Annotated in this window: 20 protein-coding genes and 1 pseudogene; 8 read left to right on the top strand and 13 right to left on the bottom strand. The window is 66.0% G+C overall.

The annotated features are described in order from the left end of the window. Positions 1 to 2: 2 nt before the first annotated feature. From ACQY8M_RS16665 to ACQY8M_RS16655, 3 genes are read right to left on the bottom strand one after another with little or no spacing between them, the layout of a single operon-like run. Complete coding sequence (locus ACQY8M_RS16665) at positions 3 to 788, bottom strand: alpha/beta fold hydrolase (protein ID WP_428674152.1); 786 nt, start codon at positions 786 to 788, stop codon at positions 3 to 5. Next, positions 785 to 2017 carry an LLM class flavin-dependent oxidoreductase gene (locus ACQY8M_RS16660; RefSeq protein ID WP_428674150.1) on the bottom strand — a complete coding sequence of 411 codons (1233 nt, stop codon included), beginning with the start codon at positions 2015 to 2017 and terminating at the stop codon, positions 785 to 787. The genes ACQY8M_RS16665 and ACQY8M_RS16660 overlap by 4 nt, the downstream gene beginning before the upstream one ends. 9 nt (positions 2018 to 2026) lie before the next feature. Further along, positions 2027 to 2830 carry an enoyl-CoA hydratase/isomerase family protein gene (locus ACQY8M_RS16655; protein ID WP_428675375.1) on the bottom strand — a complete coding sequence of 268 codons (804 nt, stop codon included), beginning with the start codon at positions 2828 to 2830 and terminating at the stop codon, positions 2027 to 2029. Between the two features lie 81 nt (positions 2831 to 2911). Between ACQY8M_RS16655 and ACQY8M_RS16650 the strand changes: the two genes are divergently transcribed. The 3 genes from ACQY8M_RS16650 (at position 2912) to ACQY8M_RS16640 (ending at position 6911) form a co-directional block, all read left to right on the top strand. Beyond that, the gene (locus tag ACQY8M_RS16650) at positions 2912 to 3961 is read left to right on the top strand and encodes a threonine aldolase family protein (protein ID WP_428674148.1); all 1050 of its coding nucleotides are present in this window, start codon (positions 2912 to 2914) and stop codon (positions 3959 to 3961) included. Positions 3962 to 3990: 29 nt separating this feature from the next. After that, entirely contained in the window at positions 3991 to 6252 is a 2262-nt protein-coding gene (locus tag ACQY8M_RS16645) for a xanthine dehydrogenase family protein molybdopterin-binding subunit (RefSeq protein ID WP_428674146.1), read from the top strand. A 65-nt stretch (positions 6253 to 6317) separates the two neighbouring features. Beyond that, positions 6318 to 6911, top strand: coding sequence for an NAD(P)H-dependent oxidoreductase (locus tag ACQY8M_RS16640; protein WP_428674144.1), 594 nt, complete (start codon positions 6318 to 6320; stop codon positions 6909 to 6911). Positions 6912 to 6972: 61 nt separating this feature from the next. Here ACQY8M_RS16640 and ACQY8M_RS16635 read toward each other — a convergent pair whose 3' ends face one another. The 4 genes from ACQY8M_RS16635 to ACQY8M_RS16620 all read right to left on the bottom strand — a co-directional run bounded on the left by ACQY8M_RS16635 (position 6973) and on the right by ACQY8M_RS16620 (position 10485). Next, positions 6973 to 7299 carry a MerR family transcriptional regulator gene (locus ACQY8M_RS16635; protein ID WP_428674142.1) on the bottom strand — a complete coding sequence of 109 codons (327 nt, stop codon included), beginning with the start codon at positions 7297 to 7299 and terminating at the stop codon, positions 6973 to 6975. Next, complete coding sequence (locus ACQY8M_RS16630) at positions 7296 to 8264, bottom strand: DnaJ C-terminal domain-containing protein (RefSeq protein WP_428674140.1); 969 nt, start codon at positions 8262 to 8264, stop codon at positions 7296 to 7298. Before ACQY8M_RS16630 ends, ACQY8M_RS16635 begins: the two co-directional genes overlap by 4 nt. Before the next feature lie 20 nt (positions 8265 to 8284). Continuing rightward, positions 8285 to 9172 carry an ABC transporter ATP-binding protein gene (locus tag ACQY8M_RS16625; RefSeq protein WP_428674138.1) on the bottom strand — a complete coding sequence of 296 codons (888 nt, stop codon included), beginning with the start codon at positions 9170 to 9172 and terminating at the stop codon, positions 8285 to 8287. 104 nt (positions 9173 to 9276) lie between these two features. Further along, positions 9277 to 10485: an acyl-CoA dehydrogenase family protein gene (locus ACQY8M_RS16620; protein WP_428674136.1), complete on the bottom strand. Its 1209-nt coding sequence runs from the start codon at positions 10483 to 10485 to the stop codon at positions 9277 to 9279. Positions 10486 to 10580: 95 nt separating this feature from the next. Between ACQY8M_RS16620 and ACQY8M_RS16615 the strand changes: the two genes are divergently transcribed. The 3 genes and pseudogenes from ACQY8M_RS16615 to ACQY8M_RS16605 all read left to right on the top strand — a co-directional run. Continuing rightward, complete coding sequence (locus tag ACQY8M_RS16615) at positions 10581 to 11492, top strand: DUF1194 domain-containing protein (protein ID WP_428674134.1); 912 nt, start codon at positions 10581 to 10583, stop codon at positions 11490 to 11492. Between the two features lie 106 nt (positions 11493 to 11598). Further along, positions 11599 to 11814 (top strand): hypothetical protein, encoded by a 216-nt coding sequence (locus ACQY8M_RS16610; protein WP_428674132.1) that lies wholly within the window; start codon positions 11599 to 11601, stop codon positions 11812 to 11814. Positions 11815 to 11961: 147 nt separating this feature from the next. Next, positions 11962 to 13396: pseudogene (locus ACQY8M_RS16605) on the top strand (inorganic phosphate transporter); the annotation flags it as partial. Between the two features lie 30 nt (positions 13397 to 13426). Here ACQY8M_RS16605 and ACQY8M_RS16600 read toward each other — a convergent pair. Continuing rightward, positions 13427 to 14329 (bottom strand): LysR family transcriptional regulator, encoded by a 903-nt coding sequence (locus ACQY8M_RS16600; protein WP_428674130.1) that lies wholly within the window; start codon positions 14327 to 14329, stop codon positions 13427 to 13429. 94 nt (positions 14330 to 14423) lie between these two features. On the opposite strand from ACQY8M_RS16600, the gene ACQY8M_RS16595 reads away from it, so the two are divergent. Continuing rightward, positions 14424 to 14819, top strand: a complete 396-nt coding sequence (locus tag ACQY8M_RS16595) for a GFA family protein (protein ID WP_428674128.1) — start codon at positions 14424 to 14426, stop codon at positions 14817 to 14819. Continuing rightward, a complete protein-coding gene (locus ACQY8M_RS16590) occupies positions 14816 to 15745 on the top strand; it encodes a pyridoxamine 5'-phosphate oxidase family protein (protein ID WP_428674126.1) in 930 nt (309 codons plus the stop codon). Before ACQY8M_RS16595 ends, ACQY8M_RS16590 begins: the two co-directional genes overlap by 4 nt. Here ACQY8M_RS16590 and ACQY8M_RS16585 read toward each other — a convergent pair. From ACQY8M_RS16585 to gltB, 5 genes are all read right to left on the bottom strand, one after another. Further along, the gene (locus ACQY8M_RS16585; RefSeq protein ID WP_428674124.1) at positions 15742 to 16167 is read right to left on the bottom strand and encodes a type II 3-dehydroquinate dehydratase; all 426 of its coding nucleotides are present in this window, start codon (positions 16165 to 16167) and stop codon (positions 15742 to 15744) included. The two genes, ACQY8M_RS16590 and ACQY8M_RS16585, sit on opposite strands and share 4 nt — an antisense overlap. 562 nt (positions 16168 to 16729) lie before the next feature. Continuing rightward, a complete protein-coding gene (locus tag ACQY8M_RS16580; RefSeq protein ID WP_428674122.1) occupies positions 16730 to 17704 on the bottom strand; it encodes an OmpA family protein in 975 nt (324 codons plus the stop codon). 181 nt (positions 17705 to 17885) lie between these two features. Continuing rightward, positions 17886 to 18857, bottom strand: a complete 972-nt coding sequence (locus tag ACQY8M_RS16575) for an OmpA family protein (RefSeq protein WP_428674120.1) — start codon at positions 18855 to 18857, stop codon at positions 17886 to 17888. 167 nt (positions 18858 to 19024) lie between these two features. Further along, entirely contained in the window at positions 19025 to 20461 is a 1437-nt protein-coding gene (locus ACQY8M_RS16570) for a glutamate synthase subunit beta (protein WP_428674118.1), read from the bottom strand. Positions 20462 to 20466: 5 nt separating this feature from the next. Further along, complete coding sequence (gene gltB, locus ACQY8M_RS16565) at positions 20467 to 25116, bottom strand: glutamate synthase large subunit (RefSeq protein ID WP_428675374.1); 4650 nt, start codon at positions 25114 to 25116, stop codon at positions 20467 to 20469. Between the last annotated feature and the right edge of the window lie 102 nt (positions 25117 to 25218).

Below are 25218 nucleotides of genomic sequence, written 5' to 3'. Positions count from 1 at the left end.
CGTCAGAAGAAGTCGTCGATCGCCTTCAGCACCGCGACCGGCTTCTCCTGTCCGACCGCATGACCCGCCTTGGCAACCTTGACCAGCTTCGATTTGTAAATCGCCTTCTTGAAGGCGTCACCATAGACCGGCGGGATCAACGCGTCTTCCTTGCCCCAGACAATCAGGGTCGTGGCCGTGATCCGGTGAAGCCGCCCGGCCAGGCCGCGATCGGGGATCGGGAACAGGAGCTTGCCGGCCATGCCCATGCGCCGGGCGTTCATGACCAGGAACTGTTTCAGGAATTCGGGGTCTTCCATATTGCCGCGGCCGGCCGTCAGCAGCTTGCCGCCCGCCTCGGCGTCATGAAACAGCAGCCCCGGCAACTCGTAGGGCAGCTTGGAGAAGATATCGACGATCGGATGGTCGTCGAGCCACAGCCCGGCCGGCGCGATCAGGCAGAGCCTGGTGATCTCGGTATGGGCGATCGCCGCCATCTCGGCGGCGATCATCCCGCCCATCGAATGACCGACCACGATCGGCTTCTTGAGGTCGAGTTTTTCGAGCACGTCGAGAGCATGAAGGGTCACGTCGAGCATGTCGCGCAGCCCGTCCTCGCCGCCCGACTGGCCATAGCCGGGCAGCAGCGGCGCCACAACGTGGTACTTGCTCGCCAGGGCGGCCAGCAGCGGGTCGTCGACCATGTGGCCGCCGGCGCCGTGGAGGAACAGGAGATCGCGGCCCTTGCCGGCTTCGACCACCTCGATCTTTGCGCCCAGATGCTTGAGCGGCAGGAACTTCGACTTCATTCGGCAGCAATCCTCGTCGGAACCGGCTCGTGCATCGGATGGCACCAGAAGCGGTCGTCATGGTTCTGCCACTCCGGCCACAGGTTGCGCAGGTGCGGCATCACCTTTTCGGCGAACAGCTTGGTCGAATGGCGCACCTTGTCGTCGGGCATGTTGCCGATATGCATCAGGCAGAAGATGTTGCCGACCCGTAGCGTCTTGATCAGCTCCTCGAGCTGCTGGCGCACCGTCTCGGGCGAGCCGGCCACGATGTAGCGGTTCTCGGTCAGGTCCTTCCAGCTCATGCTGGGGTAGTCGCGTGCCGCGGCCGAGGTGAACTGCGACAGCGCGCCGGTCTGGATCGTCTTCACCGTGCGGTAGCCCGGCGCATCGGCGAAGCCCGGATAGACGTGCAGGCAGCGATTGTAGAAGTAGTTCACGTGCGGGCCGTAGAGCCGCTCGGCCTCGGCATCGGTATCGGCCACGCAGATCACCTGGGCGAAGCCGGCGCGATAGGGCGATTCGTCGACCTTCCGCTCGGCCACGCGCCTCCAGTAGCCGTCCATCAGCAACCGGGCGCGCAGGTAGCCCGAGTAGCTGAGGTAGGAATAGGAATAGGTGTTGTCGAGGCAGAAGTCGTAGGTCTCCACCGAGCCGCCGCCGGGGATGAAGACCGGCATCTGCTGCTGCAGCGGCTTGGGCCAGCAATTGACGTAGCGCAGCTTGGTGTAGCGCCCGTTGAAGGCGAAGGGCTCGTCGGCCGCCCATGCCTTGCGGATCAGCTCGTGCGCCTCGGCGTATTTCTCGCGGGTCAGCGCGGGGATCGTGCCGTAGGCATAGTTGGTATCCATCGAGGTTCCGACCGGAAAGCCCGCGATGAGGCGGCCGCCCGACAGGACGTCGAGCATGGCCATTTCCTCCGCCACCCGCAGCGGCGGATTGTAGAGAGCGATCGAGTTGCCGAGCACGACCAGCGCCGCCTTGGAGGTCCGCCGCGTCAAGGTCGCCGCCATGATGTTGGGCGACGGCATCAGGCCGTAGGCGTTGGCGTGGTGCTCGTTCACGCCGATGCCGTCGAAGCCGACCGTCTCGGCGTATTCCAGCTGGTCGAGATACTGGTGATAGGCGATGTGACCCAGCTCGGGCTGGTACATCTTGTTGGGCAGGTCGACCCACACCGAGCGGTGCTTCTCCCGGAAGTCGTCCGGCATGTGCGGCCACGGCATGAGGTGGAACCAGGTGAACTTCATGGCCTGCTCCTATCGCCCCTTGAACTGCGGTTCGCGCTTCTCGAGGAAGGCCTTGATGCCCTCCTTCATGTCCTCGGTCTGCATCAGCGGCAGCAATTGCAGGAAGACATGGTGCACGTGCTCGTTGAACGGTTCGTTCCAGGCCATGCGCATCATGCGTTTGGCGGCCTGGATGGCGAGCGGCGCATTCGCCGCAATCTCCAGCGCCATTTCCCGCGCGGCGCCAAGCACCTCAGCATCCGGCACGACCCTGTTCACCAGGCCGATCTCGAGCGATTGCGCAGCGGTGAGCGTGCGGCCGGTGAAGATCAGCTCGGCGGCCTTCGCCCAGCCCAGCATGCGCGGCAGGTACCAGGTCCCGCCCGACTCCGGCAGCACGCCGCGCTTGGCGTAGGACGCCGCCAGCTTGGCCGACTGCGCCATGATCCGGATGTCGGCGCCGAGCGCCAGGTCGAGGCCGTAGCCGGCCGCCGAGCCGTTGAGCGCGGCGATCACCGGCTTGTCCATGGCGTGCAATACCGGCGGCGGCGTGTTGCGCAGGTCGATGTTGGTCGGCGTCGCGCCCGAGCCGACCGAGAGATTGTCCGTGCCCTTGCTCTGCGCCTCCAGGTTCAACCCGGCGCAGAAGGCGCGGCCGGTGCCGGTGAGGATGACGACGCGCACGTCGCGGTCCTCGTTGGCCCTCACCAGCGCTTCGGTAAGCTGACGCAACATCGGACCCGAGATGGTGTTCATGCGCTGCGGCGCGTTCAACGTCACCGTCGCGATCGCGCCGTCGACGTCGTAGAGCAGCTCCTCCGGCATGACCGACATTGTGGGCTGGGCCGCAAACTGGCTCATGTTTCCTCCCCTCCGGGTTTGCCGCTATGGTGACGCAGGAGTATCCGAGGCGCCATGCAAAACCGTTTCATCGATCTCTACAGTGACACCAAGACCAAGCCCTCGCCCGGCATGCGGAAGGCCATGGCCGAAGCCGAGGTAGGCGACGAGCAGAAGTACGAGGACCCGACCGTCAACCGGCTGCGCGAGCGCATCTGCGAGCTTCTGGGCAAGGAGGACGCCGTCTTCATGCCGAGCGGCACGATGTGCAACCAGGCTGCAATCCGCGTGCATTGCCGCCTCGGCGACGAGGTGATCGCCGACAAGACCGCCCACATCATCAACGCCGAGACCGGCGGCACGGCGGCCAACTCCGGCGTGATGATCCGCATGCTCGACGGTCCCAACGGCGTGTTCACCGCAGACCAGGTCAAAGCTGCGCTGCGCGATCCCAACAGCCGCAACGCGCCACGCTCGCGGCTGGTCTCGGTAGAGAACACCTCCAACGGCGGCTTCGGCACGGTCTGGCCGCTTGCCACACTGCAGGGCGTGTCCAAGGTCGCGCACGAGGCTGGCCTAGCCGTGCACATGGACGGCGCGCGGCTCTGCAACGCCGCGGTGAAGTCCGGAACGAAGGCGAAGGACTACGCCGCCTGCGTCGACTCGCTGTGGCTCGACTACACCAAGGGTCTCGGCGCGCCGGTCGGTGCTTCCCTCGCCGGCTCGAAGGATTTCATCAAGGAAGCCTGGCGCCAGAAGCAGATGCTGGGCGGCTCGATGCGCCAGTCCGGCGTGATCGCCGCCGCCGCGCTCTATGCACTGGAGCACAACTGGAACCGCCTCGCCGAGGACCACGACAACGCCCACCGTCTCGCCGCGGGCATCGCCAACATCAAGGGCCTCGAATGCGAGGTCGATCGCATGCAAACCAATCTCGTGTTCTTCGACGTGAAGAAGCCGGGCATGACAGGCGCGCAGTTTGTCGCGGCCTGCAATGAGCGCGGCGTCGGCATGGGCACGAGCGCCGGCAGCACCACCCGCATCCGCGCCGTCACCCACCTCGACGTCAATCGCGCCGACATCGACGCCGCGCTGAAGGTGATCAACGATGTAATGGCGGCTTAGCCACCCATGATCATCTTCATGTGGAGACCATGAACGCTCCGGTTCGGCGCGAGGACCAGCGCTTCCTCACCGGCAAGGGCCGCTACGCCGACAACACCGCGCCGGCCGACGCACTTGCCGTGCTGTTCGTGCGATCGCCGCACGCGCACGCGCAGATCGTGGGGATCGACCGGACCGGGGCGCTCGCAATGCCGGGCGTCGTGGCAATCTACACGGCCGAGGATACGGCGGCCGACGGGCTCGGCCATCTGCCCGCGATCAGCGAGATCAAGGACGCCGACGGCAATCGCCATCGCGAGCCGCCGCACCTGCCGATGTCGATCGGCAAGGTGCGTCATGTCGGCGACATCGTGGCCATGGTGATCGCCGGCACGCTCGACCAGGCGCGTGATGCCGCCGAGGCGCTGGCCGTCGTCTACGATCCCCTGCCCGCCGTCGTCACCGTGGCGCAGGCACTCGCACCCGGCGCGCCGCTCCTGCATGACGATGCACCCGGAAACCTGATGTGTCGCTGGAGCAAGGGCGACGCCGCGGCAACGGACGCCGCCTTCGCCGAAGCCGCGCACGTCACGACGCTCTCGATCCGCTCGCCGCGCCAGGTCGTGCACTATATGGAAACGCGCGCAGCATGGTCGGCTTACGAACCGGCCGACGATGTGGTGACCGTCACCTTCGCCTCGCAGGGCGTGCAGATCCCGCACCGCCTGATGTGCGAGCGCATCCTGCATATCCCGCCGGAGAAGCTGCGCCTGGTCACGCAGGATGTCGGCGGCGGCTTCGGCCCGAAATATCCGATCTATCCCGAGCCGGTCCTCATCGCCTGGGCGACCCGCAAGCTCGGGCGCGGCCTGCGCTGGACGAGCGAGCGCGCCGAGCTTGCCCTGGCCGACAGCCACGCGCGCGATCTGGTGGCGACCGGCGCGCTGGCGCTCGATGCCGACGGCCGTTTCCTCGCCGTGCGCGTGAAGGCGGAATCGAACTACGGCGCCTATGTCTCGATGTTCGCGCCGACCATCCCGACGACCGGCCTCGCCAAGGTAATCTCCGGCCTCTACCGCATCCCCGCCATCCGGGTCGACTTCGATTGCGCCTTCACCAACACGGTGCCGGTCGACGCGATCCGCGGCGCGGGCAAGCCCGAGGCGCTGTTCCTGCTCGAACGCCTGGTCGATCTCGCCGCCCGCGAAACCGGCCGCAGCGCCATAGAGCTGCGGCGGCTCAACCTGCTCCAGCCAGCCGACATGCCGTACGCCGCCGCCAGCGGCTACACCTACGATGCCGCCGACTGCGTCAGCCTGTTCGATTTGGCGCTGCGGACCGCCGACGAACCAGGATTCGCGGCGCGGCGCGCGGCGAGCGAGTCAAACGGCAGGCGGCGCGGCTTCGGCCTGTCGTGTCATCTGCACGGCACCGGCGGCATCGCCGACGAGCATGTGGTCGTCGATATCCAGCCGGAGCGGTTGGTCGCGCGACTCGGCACCCAGAGCCAGGGCCAGGGACACGAAACGGTGTTCGCCCAGCTCCTGTCGCAAGCGCTGGGCGTGCCGATCGGCCGAATCGAAGTGCGCCAGGGCGACACGCGCACCATCCCGCGGGGCGGCGGCACAGGCGGCTCGTCCTCGACCATCATCAGCGGCACGACCCTGAAGCGCGCGGCCGACGTCGTGATCCAGCGCGGCCGCGACCTCGCCGCCGAGCGGCTCGAGACATCATCGGCTGACATCGCTTTCCGCGACGGCGTCTTCGAGGTCGTCGGCACCGACCGGCGGATCGGCCTGCTCGAGCTCGCCGCCTGGAAGCCGTTCAGCGGCGATGCCGTCTTCGCCGACAAGATCGAGTCCTATCCGACCGGCGTCATGGCCTGCGAGGTCGAGGTCGATCCTGACACCGGCGAGATCGTGCTGGACCGGCTGGTCGCCGTCGCCGACTGCGGCGTCGTGGTCAATCCACGCCTGCTCGACGGCCAAATGCATGGCGGCATCGTGCACGGATTGGGCAACGCCATGATGGAAGAGGCCCGATATGACGAGGAAACGGGCCAACTCCTGACCGGCACGCTGATGGACTACGCCCTGCCGCGCGCGGACGATGTTCCCTCTTTCACCGTCGAGACGATCGTCACGCCCTCGCCCAACAACTTCCTGGGCTTCAAGGGCGTCGGCGAGCTGCCGACCAACGGCGCACCGGCGGCGTTCGCCAATGCCGTGCTCGATGCGCTGGCGCCGCTCGGCGTGCGCCATCTCGACATGCCACTGACGGCCGAACGCGTGTGGCAGTCGCTGCGGAGATGAAGGCCCGCCCACCGCCCTGATCCAGGTCAATGCCGACCCCGGCTGGCCCTGCAAGAAGGGTCCGCATGGCCGCGGCGAAGCGCAACATACTGATCCTGAATGGGCACCCCGATACCAACGGAAAAGGCCTGTGTCACGGCCTCGCCGACGCCTATGCGGACGGCGCCCTGAAGTCCGGGCACAGCGTCAAGCGCATCGACGTTGCCGGCCTCGATTTCGGCTTCCTGCACTCCCAGGCAGAATTCGAGAAAGGCAAGGCGCCGGCCGCAATCGTCGCGGCGCAGGAGCAGATCCGCGCGGCCAATCATCTGGTGGTCATCTTTCCGCTATGGCTTGGCGACATGCCCGCGGTGCTGAAGGCTTTCTTCGAGCAGACGCTGCGACCAGGCTTTGCCTTCGACTATCGGCCGAGCGGCTTCCCGATCAAGCACCTCGAGGGCCGATCGGCACGCGTCATCGTCACCATGGGCATGCCCGCGCTCGTCTATCGCTGGTACTTCGGCGCCCACGGCCTCAAGAACCTGAAACGCAACATTCTGCGCTTCGTGGGCTTCGCGCCGGTGCGCGACACGATCATCGGTGGCGTCGGCACGGCCTCGCGAAAGACGATGGAGCGTCGCGTCGAAGAGGTACGCGCGCTCGGTCGACACGCATCCTAGGCTTGTCGGATCCGTCCTGGCCCGCCTTCCGGGGAGAAGGTTAAATTCATTGCGCGTTATCCTACCGCCCGTCGAGGCGCTGCAGCGCGACGGCGATCGCCTTGCGGGTATCGGCCGGCTGCTCGGCGATGGCGCGGGCGAGCAGGCCGAGCTGGCCGCGCAGCGTGTGGACCTGGTCGACGAGGGAGACCACCGTCTCCACGGTGTCGTCGTCGAAGCCGATGTCTTCGCCCAGCTCGGCCAGCAGGCGGGCGCGCGCCACGTCGACCTGCTCGAAGCTCCAGCTCTCGCCGCTCGCTCGCGGCCGCAACAGGCCGCGCGCCACCCAGCGCTCGACGTGGACCGTCGTCACGCCATGCAGGCGCAGCAGCTCGTCGAGGCTGGTCATGTGAACTGCTCCATGGACGCACGCGGATCCAGAGCCTTTCCTTCTTCCCAGGATTCCAGGAACGCCTTCAACTTGTCGTCTGGCTTGTCGGGCAGCACGATCTTGAGCTTCACATACTGGTCGCCGCGTTGACCCGACTTGCGATCGAGCAGGCCGCGGCCCTTGAGCCGCAGCGAGCTGCCGGTATTGGAGCCCGCCGGCACGTTCAGCATCACCGCGCCGCCGACCGTCGGCACCTTGACCTTGCCGCCGAGCACCGCCTCGGTGACCGTCACCGGCAGCTCGACATGGATGTCATTGTCGCGCGGCTCGAAGAACGGGTGCGGCTGCACGCGGACCTCGACATAGGCATCGCCTGCCGGCTTGCCTTTGGCGCCGGGCATGCCCTGGCCCTTGAGCCGTAGCGTCGTGCCGTCGCTCGTGCCTTCGGGCACGTCGATGTCGAGCGTACGGCCGTCCGGCAGGTTGACCCGCTGCTTGCCGCCGCGCGCTCCCACCAGGAACGGCACGGTGAGGGTATAGGTGACCGGCATGCCGCCCATGTCGAAGCCGTCCTCGTCGAAGCCCGGCCGCTCGCCGCCGAAGCCGAAGCCCCGGCCGCCGCGCTGCCCTCCTCGCTGGCCGAACATCTGGGAAAAGACGTCACCCATGTCGACGAAGGATTCGTGCCCACCGCCGCGCTGGTACTTGAAGCCACCCGGCCCGCCCGCCTGGTCGCGGTAGAAACCCCGCGGCGGCACGTCGGCGCCAGTCGCATCGATCTCGCCGGCATCGAAGCGCCGGCGCTTCTCCTTGTCGGACAGGATGTCGTTGGCCTGGGTGATTTCCTTGAACTTGGCCTCGGCTGCCTTGTCGCCCGGATTGAGGTCCGGATGGTGCTTCTTGGCGAGCTTGCGGAAGGCCTTGCGGATGTCGGCATCCGAGGCTGTCCGGCTCACGCCGAGGACGGAATAGGGATCGCTCATGGCCGCAATATTGTTCCGATTCAGGCAGTTGCAAGGCCTCGTCGGCCCACCGCGTCGGCGAACAGGCGATACTTGACCGAATCGACCGAGAGTTCGCGAGCCCAGTTCACCAGGTCGCCCCACGGGTCGTTGAGCTTGCCGAGGCCGGAAACCACGGCGACCACGGTGCCGACTTCGATGCGATTCTGGGTCGCGAACCAGCCGCCGACCCCGAGCGCGACGGCGACCGCCCCGTAATGCATGAAGTTCATCAGCAGGTTCATGGAGTACTTGATCTTGTAGATGCCCATGTTGAGCTCGAAGACGCGTTCGATACGTTCGTCCGTCGGCACCCCCGTCTCGACGATGTCGCCGCTGACCCGTCGCAGCACGCGGATGCGCTTCTCCGCGCGGCGGTTTATAGCCCTTTGCATAAGCGGCACGAACAGCACCTGGGGCAACAGGAAGCCCGCGCTCAGCGCCAGTGCCCAGGGCTCGAGATAGGTCATGTAGCCGATGACGCTCACCAGGATGCCGATCTGGAGCAACGGCTCGGAGATCGCCATGCCGACGAAACCGCCGATCGGTTCGGCCTCGGCCACTGCCATCGCGGCATGCTTGCCCGCGGCGCCTGCGTCGCCGGCGTCCTCCTGGATGTCCTCGAGCGTCCGGCGCAGGCTGCGCACGGCGTCCTCGCTCACCCACGCGCGATAGAGGTTGAGCGCGAGCTTCAGCGCCTGCTCGAGCAGCGCGACACCGGCATAGGCGGCCGCGAGCCAGAAGATCGTCTCGGTGGCGCCGCTCGTGATCGCGTCGTTGACGATCCGCCGCTGCAGCTCCAGGGGCACGCTCGAGAGCCCGAACACTCCGGCTGCTAGCAGGGCGAGCGCGATCTGGTGGCGGCCAGAAGTACGAAGGACGAAACCCATGATCGTCTGCGGCAGGACCGGGCGTTGCACTTCATCCAAACGCCGAGCCCTCGGGCCTGTTCCCGCAGACCGGCCCGGAGCCTCGGTCGCCGAGAGAGCCATGCTCAGAGACCCATGACGGCCTTGGCGATGATGTTGCGCTGGATCTCGTTCGAGCCTGCATAGATCGTCGATGCGCGATTGTTGAGATAGAGCGGCATCGCGGTGATGCCGGCCTCGGGAACGATGGTCGGCCGGTTGTGGCCGATCGACCTCGCCTCGGGCTCGAACGGGGCCGCGTACCACGCCAGAGCCTCGATGCCGAGATGGTCGATGGCCTGCAGCGTCTCGCTCCCCCTGATCTTCATCTGGGACGACACCGCGCCCGGGTTTCGGCCCTTGCTGAGATCGGACAGGACCTGGAGCTCGATCATCTCGAGCGCCTGGATGGCGAGTTCCGCCTCGGCCAGCCGCTCGGTGAAGCCGCGTTCCTCGATCAGCCGGCCCGAGCCGTCGGCCGCCTCCTCGCGCGCGATGCGGCGCACGTCCTCGATACGGGCATAGAGGTTGGGCGTGTAGGCATCGCCGCCGCGCTCGAACTCGAGCAGGTACTTGGCGACCGTCCAGCCGGCGTTCTCCGGCCCGATGCGGTTGGCGACCGGGGTGCGGACGTTGTCGAAGAACACCTGGTTCACCTCATGGTCGCCTGCCAGGGTGATGATCGGCTTCACGCTGAGGCCGGGCGTGTCCATCGAATCGATCAGCACGAAGGAGATGCCGTCCTGCGGCTTGCCCTCGGTGGCAGTGCGCACGAGGCAGAACATATGGTCGGCGACATGGGCGCCGGTGGTCCAGATCTTGGTGCCGTTGATCACGTAGTCGCCGCCGTCGCGCACCGCGCGAGTCTTGAGGCTGGCGAGGTCGGAACCCGAGCCTGGCTCGGAGTAGCCCTGGCAGAAGACGATGTCGCCCGCGACGATAGCCGGCAGGTACTTCGCCTTCTGCTCGGCCGTTCCGTATTTCATGATGACGGGCCCCACCATGCGTAATCCCATCGAGAAGATGCGCGGCGCGTCGACGGCCGTGGACTCTCGCGCGAAGATGTAGCGCTGGGTGGCGTTCCAGCCGGTGCCGCCATGCTCGACTGGCCAGGTCGGCGCCGACCAGCCGCGCCTGGCCAGCACCTTGTGCCAGCGCAGACCCGCTTCCATTTCCGCGAATACACCGCCGGTCTTGCGCCCGGCCTCGCGCAAGTCCTCGCTGAGGTTCTCGTCGAGGAAGGCACGCACCTCGTCGCGAAAGGCCTGATCCTGCGGGCTGAGGCTGAGATCCACGATGTCCCTCCACATCTTTCGCGGAAAGCTAGCAGTGCCCTGCCGCCGGCGGTATGCTTTTTGCGTTCCGCTGGAGATCGACGCGGAGACCGTTCATGCGTGCTCTCGTTTGCCTGTTCGCCCTGATCCTGTCTGCCCTCATGCTGGCCGCGTCGCCGGCTGCCGCGCAGGACAAGCAGGAGGTCGACCTCGCGCTGGCGCTGGGAATCGACATCTCCGGCAGCATCGACCCCGACGAGGCGCGCCTGCAGCGCGAAGGCTATGTGAATGCCTTCCGCGATCCGGCGATCATCAAGGCCATCCTGGGCGGCGCCAACGGCCGCATCGCCGTCTCGTATTTCGAATGGTCCGACTCCTGGATGCAGAAGCTGCTAATCGACTGGACGCTGCTCGACAGCGAGGCGGCGATCCAGGCTTTCGCGACGCGGCTCGGCGAAGCGCCGATTTCGATCGCGCGCCGGACCTCGATCAGCGGCGCGATCCGCTACGCCATCCCGCTGTTCGGTCGCAGTCCCTATGAACCGCAGCGCAAGGTGCTCGACGTTTCGGGCGACGGCTCCAACAACGACGGCGGCCTGGTGACCGAGATGCGTTATGAGGCGCTCAAGGACCGCATCGTCATCAATGGCCTGCCGATCATGAACGACCGGCCCAATCCTTTCGGTTTCCCCAACGAGACCGACCTCGATCGCTACTACCTGCATTGCGTGACGGGCGGCCCGCGGTCCTTCGTCGAGGTGGCACACAGCTTCGAGGACTTTCCCCGCGCGGTGCGGAAAAAACTCCTGCAGGAGGTGGCGGATACCGGTCCGCGACAGGATTTCGATATCGACGGCCTGGCAACCTTGCGTGACGGCATTCAGCTTGCCCAGGCGGGGCGACCTCGCGTGCGGGCCGACGACGACTACACCAAGTTCGTGCACCCCGAGTACGAGCTCGGCTGCGATGTCGGCGAGCGCCGTAGCCGCGAATTCTGGCAGCGCCGCTTCGGCGTGACGCCGGACTGATCTTCATACCGACTGCGGCCGGTTCTTCACGGCCACGCAACATCACCTTCCTAAAGTCGGCCGGCGACGAGGCAGGAGCTTCGCCGTTAGCCGGACGGAGGGCATCATGTCCAAAGACAAGATCGTCGAGCACCATCACGCCGCAGCCGAACATCACGAGCACGCCGCCAGGCACCATCGCGAGGCCGCCAAGCATCACGAAGCGGATGCGCATGAGACCGCCGCTCACCACGCCCATTCGGCACACGGTCACTCCGCTCACGCCACGCATCACGCCGGCGAGGCGAGCAAGCGTCACGCCGAGCATCACGGCAAGCACTAGACGCCTTCGGATCGACATCGACGATTCGCGGGCAGCGTCGGCCCCCGGGGAGGACCAGCCCGCGAGCCTCCTGTCGACTATTTGAACCTGGGGTATCTGGAAAGTGGAATCTTCTTCGGCAGCGCGGTCGGCATCGGCACGATCACCCTGCTCGTCGCTGCGCTGTTGCTGGCGTTGAGCTTCGAGTTCGTCAACGGCTTCCACGATACGGCGAACGCCGTCGCCACCGTGATCTACACTCATACGCTGACGCCTTACCAGGCGGTGATCTGGTCGGGCGTATGGAACTTCCTCGGTGTGCTCACCTCTTCGGGGGCGGTCGCCTTCGGCATCGTTGCGCTCTTGCCGGTCGAGCTGATCCTCGACGTCGGATCGGGGGCGGGTTTCGCCATGGTGTTCGCCTTGCTGCTGTCGGCGATCATCTGGAACGTCGGCACCTGGTATCTCGGCCTGCCGGCCTCGTCCTCGCACACGCTGATCGGCTCGATCGTCGGTGTCGGCCTGATGAACTCGCTTCTCTCGAGCGGACAGCAGTTCGGCGAAGGCGTGAACTGGGGCAAGGTTCAAGACACTGCAATGGCGCTGCTCATCTCGCCGGTGGTTGGCTTCGTGGCCGCAGCCCTGCTGCTGCTGGCCGCCAAGGCCGTCATCAGGAATCCGGCGCTCTACCGGTCGCCCGAAGGCAAAACGCCTCCGCCGCTGTGGATCCGCGGCCTGCTGGTCCTGACCTGCACCGGCGTGAGCTTCGCGCACGGCTCGAACGACGGCCAGAAGGGGATGGGCCTCATCATGCTTATCCTCATCGGCGTGGTGCCGGCGACCTATGCGCTCAACCTCGCGACCTCACCCGACCGCATGCAGTCGATCGTGGCGGCCTCGCAGGCGGCCGCGCCGGTGATGGGCAAGGCGCCGGACTCGAGCGACGCCATGGCCAATGCCGTGGCCGACGCCGAGCTGTCGCGCTTCTTGACCACCGGCAAGGTGACGCCACAGACCATGAGCTCGCTCGCCGTGAAGAACGGCGCCGTCGCCAACGTCGTGAGCCACATCAAGACGATCGGCGAATTGTCGGTCGAACAGCGGTCGCGCCTGCGCCGCGACGTTGATCTGGTCGAGGAGGGCGTCAACAAGGTCGTCAAGTAGGGCATCATCACCGATGCCAAGGACAAGGCGACCTTGCTGAAGCTGCGCAGCGAACTCTCCGACCTGACAGACTTCATCCCGCTGTGGGTGAAAATCGCCGTCGCGGTGGCGCTGGGCCTCGGCACCACGATCGGCTGGAAGCGCATCGTCGTCACCGTCGGCGAGAAGATCGGCAAGTCGCATTTGACCTATGCGCAGGGCGCCTCGGCCGAAATGGTCGCCATGGTTACGATCGGCGTCGCCGACGTCTACGGCTTGCCGGTCAGCACGACGCATATCCTGTCGTCCGGCATCGCCGGCACGATGGCCGCCAACCGCTCGGGGCTGCAGACGGAAACGTTGCGCAACACCCGCCTGGGTCCTGACCCTGCCGGCGTGCGTTTTCCTCGGTTCGGTCCTGTTCGCGGCCGGCCTGTTCGTCGTCCTGCAGCTGTTCTAGGCCCCGCGCGGCGGAGGCCAGCGGCGGAGATCATTTGCCCCGCTCCCGCCTGAGCACGGGCAAAGCGAGCAACCGCCGCGCCGCAAAGTCGAGAAAGGCGTCGACCTTGGGCGCACGGTTGGTCCGGCCCTTGGTCAGCAGATGCACCGGGATCGCCTGCTGCTCGTGAGCGCGCAGCAGGCGCACCAGCCGGCCGGCCGCGAGATCGTCTGCAACCTGGTACGATAGGAACTGGCCGATGCCGCGGCCCTCCAGCACGGCCCGGAGCCGCGTCTCGATGTCGTCGGACCTCAGCCGGGCGGCCATCCTCACCGCTCCTCGTCGGGACCGCGCGAAATCCCACGATGGCGCCGTCCGGAAAGTTCCAAGGACCGCCTCATGGCCGACCAGGTCCTCGGGCGTCTTCGGCACACCCCGGCTCCGGACATAGACGGGGCTCGCCACCCACAGCCGCCTCACCTCGCCGACGGCGCGTGCCGCGAGCCCAGAGTCGGCCAGAACCCCGATGCGCACGGCGACGTCGATCGCCTCGTCGATGAGATCGACATTGTGGTCGTTGAGCAACAGTTCGACCTCCGCATCGGCATGGGCGTCCAGGAAGGCGGTGACGATCGGCGCGACGTGGCGGCGGCCGAACTGGACCGGCGCGGCTACGCGCAACAGGCCGCGCACCGACGCGTCCCGCACACCGAGCGTCGCGGCCTCGTAGTCGTCGAGCACGATACGCGCCCTGTCGTAGAGCACACGGCCAGCTTCGGTCGGCGCCAGACGCCGCGTCGTTCGATCAATCAGTCGCACCCCCAATCGGGTCTCGAGCGCGGCGAGCGCCCGCGTCACGGCCGGCGCCGAGCGGCGCAGCCGGCCGGCCGCCCGGATCAGGCTGCTCTCTTCCACGATCCGCACGAAGATCGCGAGCTCGTCGAGACGATCCACCGGTCATTCCAGATATTGGAATTCTGTCTTTGGATAGTGTCTATTTCTCGCAAGAGCGGCAATTCCCATAGTCGGGTTCCACACGGAGGAGCCGATGCTGACCGGAAGCTGTCTTTGCGGCGCGATCGCCTATGAGGCCGACGCGCCCCTCGCGCGCATCGTTCATTGCCATTGCCAGACCTGCCGCAAGACGCATGGTTCGGCCTTCTCCTCCGTAACGGCGGTGCCGCGCGAGGCCTTCCGCTGGACCCGCGGCCACGAACGGCTCGGCGCTTTCGAATCCTCGCCCGGGAAATTTCGCCGCTTCTGCACGGGGTGCGGATCGCATCTCATGGCCGAACGCGTCGCGCAGCCGGTCGTTCTGCTGCGTCTGGGTTGTCTCGACACCGAGGTGAGAGACCGGCCGCAGGTCCATATCTGGCGATCCGAGGGCGCGTCCTGGTACGATCCGAAGGTGCTGGGCGACGAGCTGCCGCGGGGGCTGACATGAGTCCGCAGGACGGTGAATTCCTTTCCTTCCACGCAGACGAGCTCGCCGCACAGACGCTGGCCGGCCAGCGCGCCGGACGCGCCGCAATCCGGCCGTTCCTGCCCGACCAGCATCGCGAATTCTTCCGCCTTTTGCCTTATCTGTTCACCGCGACACTCGATGCCGACGGCTGGCCTGTAGCGTCCGTGCTGTCCGGTGCGGCGGGCTTCGCACAATCGCCCGATCCGCGGACGCTCCGCATCGCCGCGCTACCCTCGGCGGGCGATCCCGCCGCAGCCGGCCTCGCGGCGGGCAACAGGGTAGGCCTGCTCGGCCTCGATCTCTCCACGCGCCGCCGCAACCGTGCCAATGGAACCGTCTCCGCGCTCGACGACAAGGGCCTAACGGTCGCTGTCGAGCAGAGCTTTGGCAACTGCGCGCAATACATCCAGACACGGACGCCGACGGCCCACGCGCGATCGCCGTTGGCGGCCGAGGCCTTGACTGGTATCGATGCGTCCGCCCGCCGGCTGATCGAGACGGCGGATACGCTGTTCGTCGCCAGCCGATCGCGTGATGGCGTCGGTGAAAGCGGGGGCCTCGACGTCTCGCATCGCGGCGGGCGTCCGGGCTTCGTCGATGTGCAGGAGGACACGCTCGTCGTCCCCGATTTCCGCGGCAACCGGTTCTTCAACACGCTGGGCAACCTGCTCGGCGATCCACGCTGCGGGCTGCTGTTCATCGACTTCGCGACCGGAGACCTCCTGCAGCTCCAGGGCACCGCGACTATCGACTGGACCGCTGCAGCCGGGCAGCCTACGGGCACGCAACGCAGCTGGAGACTCGCGATCGCGCGGGGCTGGCGCCGGCGCGGCGCGCTGCCTTTCGATTGGGTATTCGGCGACTATGCGCCTGCCACTCTGGCGACCGGGCGGTGGCGCGGCTAGGACAGCCGCGCCACCATCGCCTGCAGCGCCAGTATGTAGGAATCGACGCCAAAGCCCGCGATCATTCCGACCGCCGCCTCGGCGGTGATCGATCCGTAACCGCGCTTCTCGATGTTGGTCATGTGAATCTCGATCGCCGGCGCGCTGATCGACCTGAGGCAGTCGCGCAGGGCATGTCCCGCGTGCAGGAAGCCAGCGGGATTGAACAGGATACCGTCCACCCGCGCGCGATCGGCCTTGAAGATCGCAGACACCGCCTCGCCTTCGGTGTTGGTGTAGAGGATGTCGAGGCTCACGCCGAGTGCGCGCGCCTGCCGTCGCAGGATGGCATCCAGCTCCTTGGCCGTGGTCGTGCCGTAGAGTTCGGGTTGGCGCCGACCGAGATATTCCATGTTCGCGCCCTGGATTAGCAGGAGTTTCATGTTTCCCCGTTTCGCAAAGCGGCCCACCCAGCAACCCTCCCCAAACGGACCGTAGAGCAACTTTTCCTTGAACTGAATTGAAGGCTTGCGCGCAAACATCGGTGGCGGCGAGGTGCGGCGTAACATTATCGTGCAATACAGCAGTAATATTGCCATGCGAGGGGATGGAAGTGGCAATCAGCATCTTGGACCCGTGCAAGGGCGCCTGCTCGGGTTGGCCACGACAACTCTGTCATCATCGGTGTAACGCTCGCGCTGAAGATGAATTCCTCCTGCGAGCTGCTGGCCTGCATCCTGGCGCTTCCCGCCGGCACATTGACAGCGGGCGGCTTCGCGCTCGGTGTCCTCTACTATGTCGCTGCGCAGTTCCTCGAATCGAAGAGCTCTCGCGATGGCGAGACGCGCGCCATGATCCCCGAGGTGCTGCACAAAGGGGCGTCTGCCTGCCGTCGGCGGTTCCCTGTTCGCGCTCTATCTCGCCGCCGCTTGAGACTGCCTTGCAGGCGCCAGACGCAAAAAAGGCGGCCTCTTGGCCGCCTTTTTCTCGATCCAGGCGTGTGTCTTACTGGATGACGATCTCGACGCGGCGGTTCTGAGGCTCGCGCACGCCGTCGCCCGTCTGGACCAGCAGCTGGCTCTCGCCCTTGCCGATCACCGAGATCGCCGTCGCCGGCACGCCTTCACGCACCAGCGCGTCCTTGACCGTGTTCGCACGGCGCAGCGACAGCGCCATGTTGTAGGCTTCCGTGCCCGTCGTGTCGGTGTGGCCCGTCGCCGTGATCCGCGCGCTGCCCTTGGTCTTGTAGGCGCCGGCGGCCTGCTTGATCGTGTTCAGAGCCTGCTGCGACAGATTCGAGCGGTCCCAGTCGAAGAACACCATGTACGACGGCGCGGCAACCGGCGGCGGCGGCGGCGGCGGCGCGACGGCCGGCGGCGCGCCGAACTTGACCTGCAGGCTCAGCATCGCGCTGAGGTTGTTGTTGGTGTAGCCGGTGCCGCCCAGATACGGGTTCGTCGTGCCGTAGTAGCGCGCGTCGACGTTGACGCGGAACATCGGGTCGATGTTATAGCCGACACCCACGATCGCCTGATAGGCAAACTGCGTCGTATCCTGCGCGATATTGAACGCCGACGTACGGACGAACGCGATACCGGCGCCAGCGCCGATGTACGGGACGATCGTGCCACCTGCATTGAAATCATACAGGAGGTTCGCCATCACGGCGATGTCGTCCTTGTTCACGCCGAACGAATTGAAGGCACCGCTGCCCATCGTGGACTTGTTGTTGCGGTAGATTCCTTCGAGCTCGACCCTCGGGCCGACGAAGTCGTAACCGATCATGCCGCCGGCTGCCCAGCCGAACTGCGGATACATCGTCCCGGGCTGGCCGAACCACGTGGTCACGGTGCTGTTGAACATCCAGTTCCCACCGCCTTCGATGCCGGCATAGAAACCCGGATACTGGAGCGGCTGGGCCTGTGCCAGCACAGGCAAGGCAACCATCGCGGCCGCGGCAACTAGAACCTTCTTGATCACCTTATTTCTCCCTTAAATAGCTCGGCTGAACTCTCGCACCCCGCTGGAGCCACTATAGGCGATTTAGCGCCAGACCGTGACTTCTCAGTGCGCCACTTCCCTTATTTTCCGCTATGTGTGGCATCCGGGCCACAAAAAAGGCGGCCTCTTGGCCGCCTTTTTCTCGATCCAGGCGTGTGCCTTACTGGATGACGATCTCGACGCGACGGTTCTGCGGCTCGCGAACGCCGTCGCCGGTCTGCACCAGGAGGCCCTGCTCGCCGCGGCCGACCACCGCAATCGACGTCGCCGGCACGCCTTCACGCACCAGCGCGTCCTTGACCGTGTTCGCACGGCGCAGCGACAGCGCCATGTTGTAGGCTTCCGGACCCGACGTGTCGGTGTGGCCGGTCGCCGTGATCCGCGCGCTGCCCTTGGTCTTGTAGGCGCCGGCGGCCTGCTTGATCGTGTTCAGGGCCTGCTGCGACAGGTTCGAGCGGTCCCAGTCGAAGAACACCATGTACGACGGCGCGGCAGCCGGCGGCGGCGGCGGCGGCGCGACGGCCGGCGGCGCGCCGAACTTGACCTGCAGGCTCAGCATCGCGCTGAGGTTGTTGTTGGTGTAGCCGGTGCCGCCCAGATACGGGTTCGTCGTGCCGTAGTAGCGCGCGTCGACGTTGACGCGGAACATCGGGTCGATGTTGTAGCCGACACCCACGATCGCCTGATACGCAAACTGCGTCGTATCCTGCGCGATATTGAACGCCGACGTACGGACGAACGCGATACCGGCGCCAGCGCCGATGTACGGAACGATCGTCCCACCTGCATTGAAGTCATACAGGAGGTTCGCCATCACGGCGATGTCGTCCTTGTTCACGCCGAACGAATTGAAGTTACCGCTGCCCATCGTGGACTTGTTGTTGCGGTAGATTCCTTCGAGCTCGACCCTCGGGCCGACGAAGTCGTAACCGATCATGCCGCCGGCTGCCCAGCCGAACTGCGGATACATCGTCCCGGGCTGGCCGAACCACGTGGTCACGGTGCTGTTGAACATCCAGTTCCCACCGCCTTCGATGCCGGCATAGAAACCCGGATACTGGAGCGGCTGGGCCTGTGCCAGTACAGGCAAGGCAACCATCGCGGCCGCGGCAGCCAAAACTTTCTTGATCAACTCACACTCCCTATCGTTTGGAACGAACTACCGAATTCTCGTACGCGAACTCCATACAGGAGATGTGGGGCCATATCTCCCGTTTTCAGCCGGCGAAAACCTTATCCTCCGCGCTCGTGGCTTTTGCGCCACAGTCCAATCGGCCCAAAAGCAGGTGCTCGGGCGGACTAGCGGGGGAGCGTCGTCGCACCCATCAATCCTTCGTCGATCGCCCGGGCGCACTGGCGCCCCTCCCGGATGGCCCAAACCACCAGGGATTGGCCCCGGCGCATGTCTCCGGCCGCAAATAGCCTTGGAATCGAGGTTTTATAGTCCTGGACGTTTGCCGCGACGTTGCCGCGAGCGTCCAGCGCCACCCCTGACTGCTCGACCATTCCCGGCTTGCGCGGCCCCAGGAAACCCATCGCCAGCAGGACGAGATCCGCCTTCAGCCGGAAGCCGCTGCCCTCGATCTCCTTCATCGCCCCGCCGGCGCCAGCGACGCGGACGCATTCAAGGGCTTCGACCTTGCCGTTCGTCCCCAGCGCCCGCTTGGTCAGGACCGCGAAATCGCGCTCCGCACCCTCCTCATGCGAGGAGGAAGTGCGCATCTTGAGCGGCCAATCGGGCCATGTCAGCGCTTTGTTCTCTTTTTCGGGTGGCCGCGGCATGACCTCGAGCTGGGTGACCGAGGCCGCCCCCTGCCGATTCGAGGTGCCGACGCAGTCCGACCCGGTATCGCCGCCGCCGATCACGACGACATGCTTGCCCTTGGCACTGATCGTGCCCTTGGGCGCTGCCCGCGCCTCGTCGTCGCCGGCGACCCGCTTGTTCTGCGGCACCAGGAAATCCATCGCGAAATGGATGCCGGCCAGTTCGCGGCCCGGCACGGGCAGGTCACGCGGCCATTCCGCACCACCGGTCAGGGCGACGGCATCGTAGCCTTCGAGCAGCGACTTGACCGCCAGCGTGGCGCCGACTTCGACCCCGGTGCGGAACTCCACGCCCTCGGCCTCCATCTGCCGCATGCGCCGGTCGATGAGGTGTTTCTCCATCTTGAAGTCGGGAATTCCGTAGCGCAGCAGGCCGCCAATCCGGTCGGCTTTCTCGAACAGCGTCACGGAATGGCCCGCACGCGCGAGCTGCTGGGCGCAGGCCATACCCGCCGGTCCGGAGCCGACGACGGCGACTCGCTTGCCGGTCTTCTTCGCCGCGACCACCGGCTTGATCCAGCCCTCTTCCCAGCCGCGGTCGATGATGGCGCATTCGATCGATTTGATCGTCACCGGATTGTCATCGATGTTCAGCGTGCAGGCCGCCTCGCACGGCGCGGGGCAGATACGGCCGGTGAATTCCGGGAAGTTGTTGGTCGAGTGCAGCACCTCGAGCGCATCGCGCCAGCGGTCACGGCGCACCAGCTCGTTCCACTCCGGGATGATGTTATTGACCGGGCAGCCGTTGTGGCAGAACGGGATGCCGCAGTCCATGCAGCGCGCCCCCTGCTTGCCGACCTCGGCCGGCGGCAGCGGATGGATGAACTCCCTCCACGTCTTGAGGCGGGCCTCGACCTTCTCGTAAGGCCGCTCCTTGCGCTCGATCTCGAGGAAGCCGTTAACCAAACCCATACGCCCTACTCCGCCGCGACGGCCTTTGCCGCCGCCCGATCGCGTGCCTGCTGAAGCGCGCGCTTGTAATCCTTGGGCATCACCTTGACGAAGCACGGCAGTGCCCGGTCCCAATCCTCGAGCAGCTCACGCGCCCGCGCGCTGCCGGTATGGAGATGGTGCCGTTCGACCAGGATGCGCAGCCGCTCGGCATCAAAGCGCAGCACGTCGCCCATGCCGTTGTCCTCGACATCCACGCTACGCTGGCGCGGCCGTCCCGGATCGTCGAGCGGCTCACTCGACAGACCGCCGACCGTCTCCATCTCGACCATCGCCGGATTGCACAGATCCTTGAAGCGCGCCTTGGGGTCGTAGACGTAGGCCACGCCGCCCGACATGCCGGCGGCGAAGTTGCGCCCGGTGTCGCCCAGCACGACGACCACGCCGCCGGTCATGTACTCGCAGCCATGATCGCCGGTGCCTTCGACGACGCAGACCGCGCCCGAATTGCGAACAGCGAAACGCTCGCCGGCCACGCCCTCGAAGTAGGCTTCTCCGGCGATCGCGCCATAGAGCACGGTGTTGCCGACGATGATGTTCTCCAGCGGATTGCGATTCGATCCAACCGGTTGGCGCACCACAACCCGGCCGCCGGACAGGCCCTTGCCGACATAGTCGTTGCCGTCGCCCGACAGTTCGAGCGACACGCCATGCGCCAGGAAGGCGCCGAAGCTCTGGCCCGCCGTGCCCGTCAGGCGCACAGAAATCGTATCTTCCGGCAGGCCGGCGTGGCCGTAGCGCCTGGCGACCTCGCCCGACAGCATGGCGCCGACCGTGCGGTTGACGTTGCCGACGGGGAGCTCGACCTGCACCGGCTGGCCATTTTCGAGGGCCGGCTGGGCCGCCTCGATCAACCGGTGATCGAGAGCCTTGTCGAGCCCATGGTCCTGCCGCTCGCTGTTCCAGATCGCGACGCCGGCCTTGGCCGGCATCTGGTGCAGCAGCTTGGTGAGATCGACGCCGCCTGCCTTCCAGTGATCGACGGCGCAGCGCATGTCGATCTTGTCGACGCGGCCGATCATTTCGTTGATCGTCCGGAAGCCCAGCCGCGCCATGATCTCGCGCAGTTCCTCGGCAACAAAGAAGAAGTAGTTGATCACATGCTCGGGCTGGCCGGTGAAGCGCCTGCGCAGCACCGGATCCTGGGTCGCCACGCCGACCGGGCAGGTGTTCAGATGGCACTTGCGCATCATGATGCAACCGGCGGCGATCAGCGGCGCCGTGGCGAAGCCGAACTCGTCGGCGCCGAGCAGCGCGCCGATCGCGACGTCGCGGCCGGTCCGCAGTCCGCCATCGACCTGGACGGCAATGCGTCCGCGCAGGCCGTTCAGCACCAGCGTCTGCTGTGTCTCGGCGAGGCCGATCTCCCACGGCGAGCCGGCATGGGTCAGCGACGTCAGCGGCGACGCACCCGTGCCGCCCTCGAAGCCCGAGATCGTCACATGGTCGGCGCGCGCCTTGCTGACGCCCGCGGCGACCGTGCCGACGCCCACCTCGGACACCAGCTTCACCGACACGCGTGCACGCGGATTGGCGTTCTTGAGGTCGTGGATGAGCTGCGCCAGATCCTCGATCGAATAGATGTCGTGATGCGGCGGCGGCGAGATCAGGCCGACCCCGGCCGTCGAGCGGCGCACACGAGCAATGTTCTCGTCGACCTTGTGACCGGGAAGCTGGCCGCCCTCACCCGGCTTGGCGCCCTGCGCCATCTTGATCTGGATGTCGTCGGCGTTGACCAGATACTCGGTCGTAACGCCGAAGCGGCCCGAAGCGACCTGCTTGATCGCCGAGCGCATCGAATCGCCATTGGCCATCGGCTTGAACCGATCCGCCTCCTCGCCCCCCTCCCCCGTGTTCGACTTGCCGCCGATCCGGTTCATGGCGATGGCGAGAGTGGTGTGCGCCTCTCGGCTGATCGAGCCGAAGCTCATCGCGCCGGTCGCGAATCGCTTGACGATGTCCGCCGCCGGCTCGACCTCGTCGATCGGCACCGGCGTGTCGGCCCACTTCAGCTCCATCAGGCCGCGGATGGTCAACAGCCGCTCGCTCTGCTCGTTGATCGTCTGGGCGAAGGCTTTGTACTCGGCCGAATTGTTGCCGCGCACCGCGTGCTGCAGCTTGGCCACCGACTCGGGCGTCCAGGCATGGTCCTCGCCGCGCAGGCGGAACGCATAGTCACCCCCAGGGTCCAACATAGTGCGGTAGATCGGATTGTCGCCGTAGGCGTCGCGATGGCGGCGCACCGTCTCTTCGGCGACCTCCTGCCAGCCGGCGCCCTCGATCGTGGTCGCCGTCCCGGTGAAATACTTCTCGACGAAGCCCGAATGAAGTCCGACGGCGTCGAAGATCTGCGCGCCGCAATAGGACTGGTAGGTCGAGATGCCCATCTTGGACATGACTTTCAGCAGGCCCTTGCCGACTGCCTTGATGTAATTCTTCTGCACCTCATAGGCCTCGATCGGCAGGCCGTTCTGGAGGCGGAGCGCCTCCAGCGTCTCGAAGGCGAGGTATGGATTGATCGCTTCGGCACCGTAACCGGCGAGGCAGCAGAAATGATGGACCTCGCGCACCTCACCCGACTCGACGACGAGGCCTGTCTGGGTACGCAGGCCGCGCCGGATCAGGTGATGGTGCACCGCCGCCGTCGCCAGCAGCGCCGGGATCGGCACGCGCTCGGCGGACACCGCGCGATCCGAGAGAATGAGGATGTTGCGGTCCGCCAGCACGCAGTCGGTCGCCTCGGCGCACACGCGGTCGAGCGCTCTTTCCAGGCCGGCAGCACCTTCGGTGGCGAGCCAGGTGGTGTCGATGGTGGCCGTGCGGAACGCACCGTCGAGCAGTTCCTCGATCGAGCGGATCTTCTCCAGTTCGGCATTGGTCAGCACCGGCTGCATCACCTCGAGCCGCTTGTGCGTGCCGGCATGCTGGCCGAGCAGGTTCGGGCGCGGGCCGATCATCGAGACCAGCGACATCACCAGCTCCTCGCGGATCGGATCGATCGGCGGGTTGGTGACCTGGGCGAAGTTCTGCTTGAAGTAGTTGTAGAGCAGCTTGGGCTTGCGCGACAGCACCGCGATCGGCGTGTCGGTGCCCATCGAGCCGATCGGATCGTCCGGCTCCTTGCTCATCGGCTCGAGGAAGAAGTTGATGTCCTCCTGCGTGTATCCGAACGCCTGCTGGCGATCGAGCAGGGTCGTCGGGTCGTTCGACGGCGCCGGAAGCGGCGCGTCGGGCAGCTCGCTGAGTTCCTCGAGCTTGTACTGCGTCTGCTTCAGCCACTCGTCGTACGGCTCGGCCTCGGCGAGCGAGCGCTTCAGCTCCTCGTCCTCCACGATGCGGCCCTGCTCGAGGTCGATCAGCAGCATCTTGCCGGGCTGCAGGCGCCATTTGCGCACGATCTTCTCTTCGGGGATCGGCAGCACCCCCGATTCCGACGCCATCACCACGAGATCGTCGTCGGTGACGATGAAGCGCGCCGGGCGCAGGCCGTTGCGGTCGAGGGTAGCGCCGATCTGGCGGCCGTCGGTGAAGGCGATCGAGGCCGGGCCATCCCACGGCTCCATCAGCGCGGCGTGATACTCGTAGAAGGCCTTGCGCTTGGCATCCATCAGCGGATTGCCGGCCCATGCCTCCGGAATCAGCATCATCATGGCATGCGACAGCGAATAGCCGCCGTTGACCAGCAGCTCGAGTGCGTTGTCGAGGCAGGCGGTGTCGGACTGGCCGTGCGGGATGATCGGCCACATCTTGTCGAGATCGGCGCCGATCAGGTCGGATTCCATCGTGCGGCGGCGGGCATACATCCAGTTGACGTTGCCGCGCACGGTATTGATCTCGCCGTTGTGGGCGATGAAGCGATAGGGATGCGCCAGCTTCCACGACGGGAAGGTGTTGGTCGAGAAACGTTGATGGACGAGGCAGAGCGCCGACTGGGTCAGCGGATTGCGCAGGTCCTCGTAGAAGCTCTCGACCTGCGGCGCCAGCAGCAGGCCCTTGTAAACCACCGTCCGCGACGAGAAGGACGGCATGTAGAGCTGCGACAGGCCGGGCAGCTTGTGCTTCTTCTCGAGCTCGACCAGCGGGTTCTGGGTCTGCTTGCGAATCGCCAGGATCTTGCGCTCGAAAGCGTCCTGGTCGGCGAGCCTGGGGCTACGACCGACGATCGCCATCTTCATTACCGGCATGCGCTCGATGACTGCGTCGCCGAGCCCGGTGGTGTCGACCGGCACGTCGCGCCAGCCGACCAGGGTCTGACCCTCGACCTTGATGAAATGCTCGAGCCGCCTGACCGCGAAAGCCTGCGCCTTTTCATTCTGCGGCAGGAAGCACATCGCAACGGCGTAATGGCCCGGCTCGGGCAGGTCGAATCCGCTCTTCTTCGCCCAATCGCGCAGCAGCGCATCCGGCGTCTGGATCATGCACCCGGCGCCGTCGCCGACCAGCGGATCGGCGCCGACGGCGCCGCGGTGGTCGAGATTGACGAGAATCTGCAAACCCTGTCGGACGATATGGTGGGATTTATCGCCCTTGATGTTGGCCACGAAGCCAACGCCGCACGAATCGTGTTCGTTACGCGGGTCGTAAAGTCCCAGTTTCTGCGGCAAATCGGTCAAAATTCGACGGCTGCCCCTTTTTGAAGCAGCTCCCCCCTGAAGTCCTTTGATATCGCTCTTCTTAGCCCGCTTTCGGATCGGGGCAAAAGCGATTGTTGCGCCGCA

The organism is Reyranella sp. (genome assembly GCF_965279465.1).
Lineage (GTDB): Bacteria > Pseudomonadota > Alphaproteobacteria > Reyranellales > Reyranellaceae > Reyranella.
Note: the sequence above shows the minus strand (reverse complement) of the source record. Positions and strands in the feature narration are given on the sequence as shown.

Coding starts and splice junctions, on each gene's coding strand:
- ACQY8M_RS16665 (WP_428674152.1), bottom strand. CDS start 788: ATGAAGTCGAAGTTCCTGCCGCTCAAGCATCTGGGCGCAAAGATCGAG.
- ACQY8M_RS16660 (WP_428674150.1), bottom strand. CDS start 2,017: ATGAAGTTCACCTGGTTCCACCTCATGCCGTGGCCGCACATGCCGGAC.
- ACQY8M_RS16655 (WP_428675375.1), bottom strand. CDS start 2,830: ATGTCGGTCATGCCGGAGGAGCTGCTCTACGACGTCGACGGCGCGATC.
- ACQY8M_RS16650 (WP_428674148.1), top strand. CDS start 2,912: ATGCAAAACCGTTTCATCGATCTCTACAGTGACACCAAGACCAAGCCC.
- ACQY8M_RS16645 (WP_428674146.1), top strand. CDS start 3,991: ATGAACGCTCCGGTTCGGCGCGAGGACCAGCGCTTCCTCACCGGCAAG.
- ACQY8M_RS16640 (WP_428674144.1), top strand. CDS start 6,318: ATGGCCGCGGCGAAGCGCAACATACTGATCCTGAATGGGCACCCCGAT.
- ACQY8M_RS16635 (WP_428674142.1), bottom strand. CDS start 7,299: ATGACCAGCCTCGACGAGCTGCTGCGCCTGCATGGCGTGACGACGGTC.
- ACQY8M_RS16630 (WP_428674140.1), bottom strand. CDS start 8,264: ATGAGCGATCCCTATTCCGTCCTCGGCGTGAGCCGGACAGCCTCGGAT.
- ACQY8M_RS16625 (WP_428674138.1), bottom strand. CDS start 9,172: ATGGGTTTCGTCCTTCGTACTTCTGGCCGCCACCAGATCGCGCTCGCC.
- ACQY8M_RS16615 (WP_428674134.1), top strand. CDS start 10,581: ATGCGTGCTCTCGTTTGCCTGTTCGCCCTGATCCTGTCTGCCCTCATG.
- ACQY8M_RS16610 (WP_428674132.1), top strand. CDS start 11,599: ATGTCCAAAGACAAGATCGTCGAGCACCATCACGCCGCAGCCGAACAT.
- ACQY8M_RS16595 (WP_428674128.1), top strand. CDS start 14,424: ATGCTGACCGGAAGCTGTCTTTGCGGCGCGATCGCCTATGAGGCCGAC.
- ACQY8M_RS16590 (WP_428674126.1), top strand. CDS start 14,816: ATGAGTCCGCAGGACGGTGAATTCCTTTCCTTCCACGCAGACGAGCTC.
- ACQY8M_RS16585 (WP_428674124.1), bottom strand. CDS start 16,167: ATGAAACTCCTGCTAATCCAGGGCGCGAACATGGAATATCTCGGTCGG.
- ACQY8M_RS16570 (WP_428674118.1), bottom strand. CDS start 20,461: ATGGGTTTGGTTAACGGCTTCCTCGAGATCGAGCGCAAGGAGCGGCCT.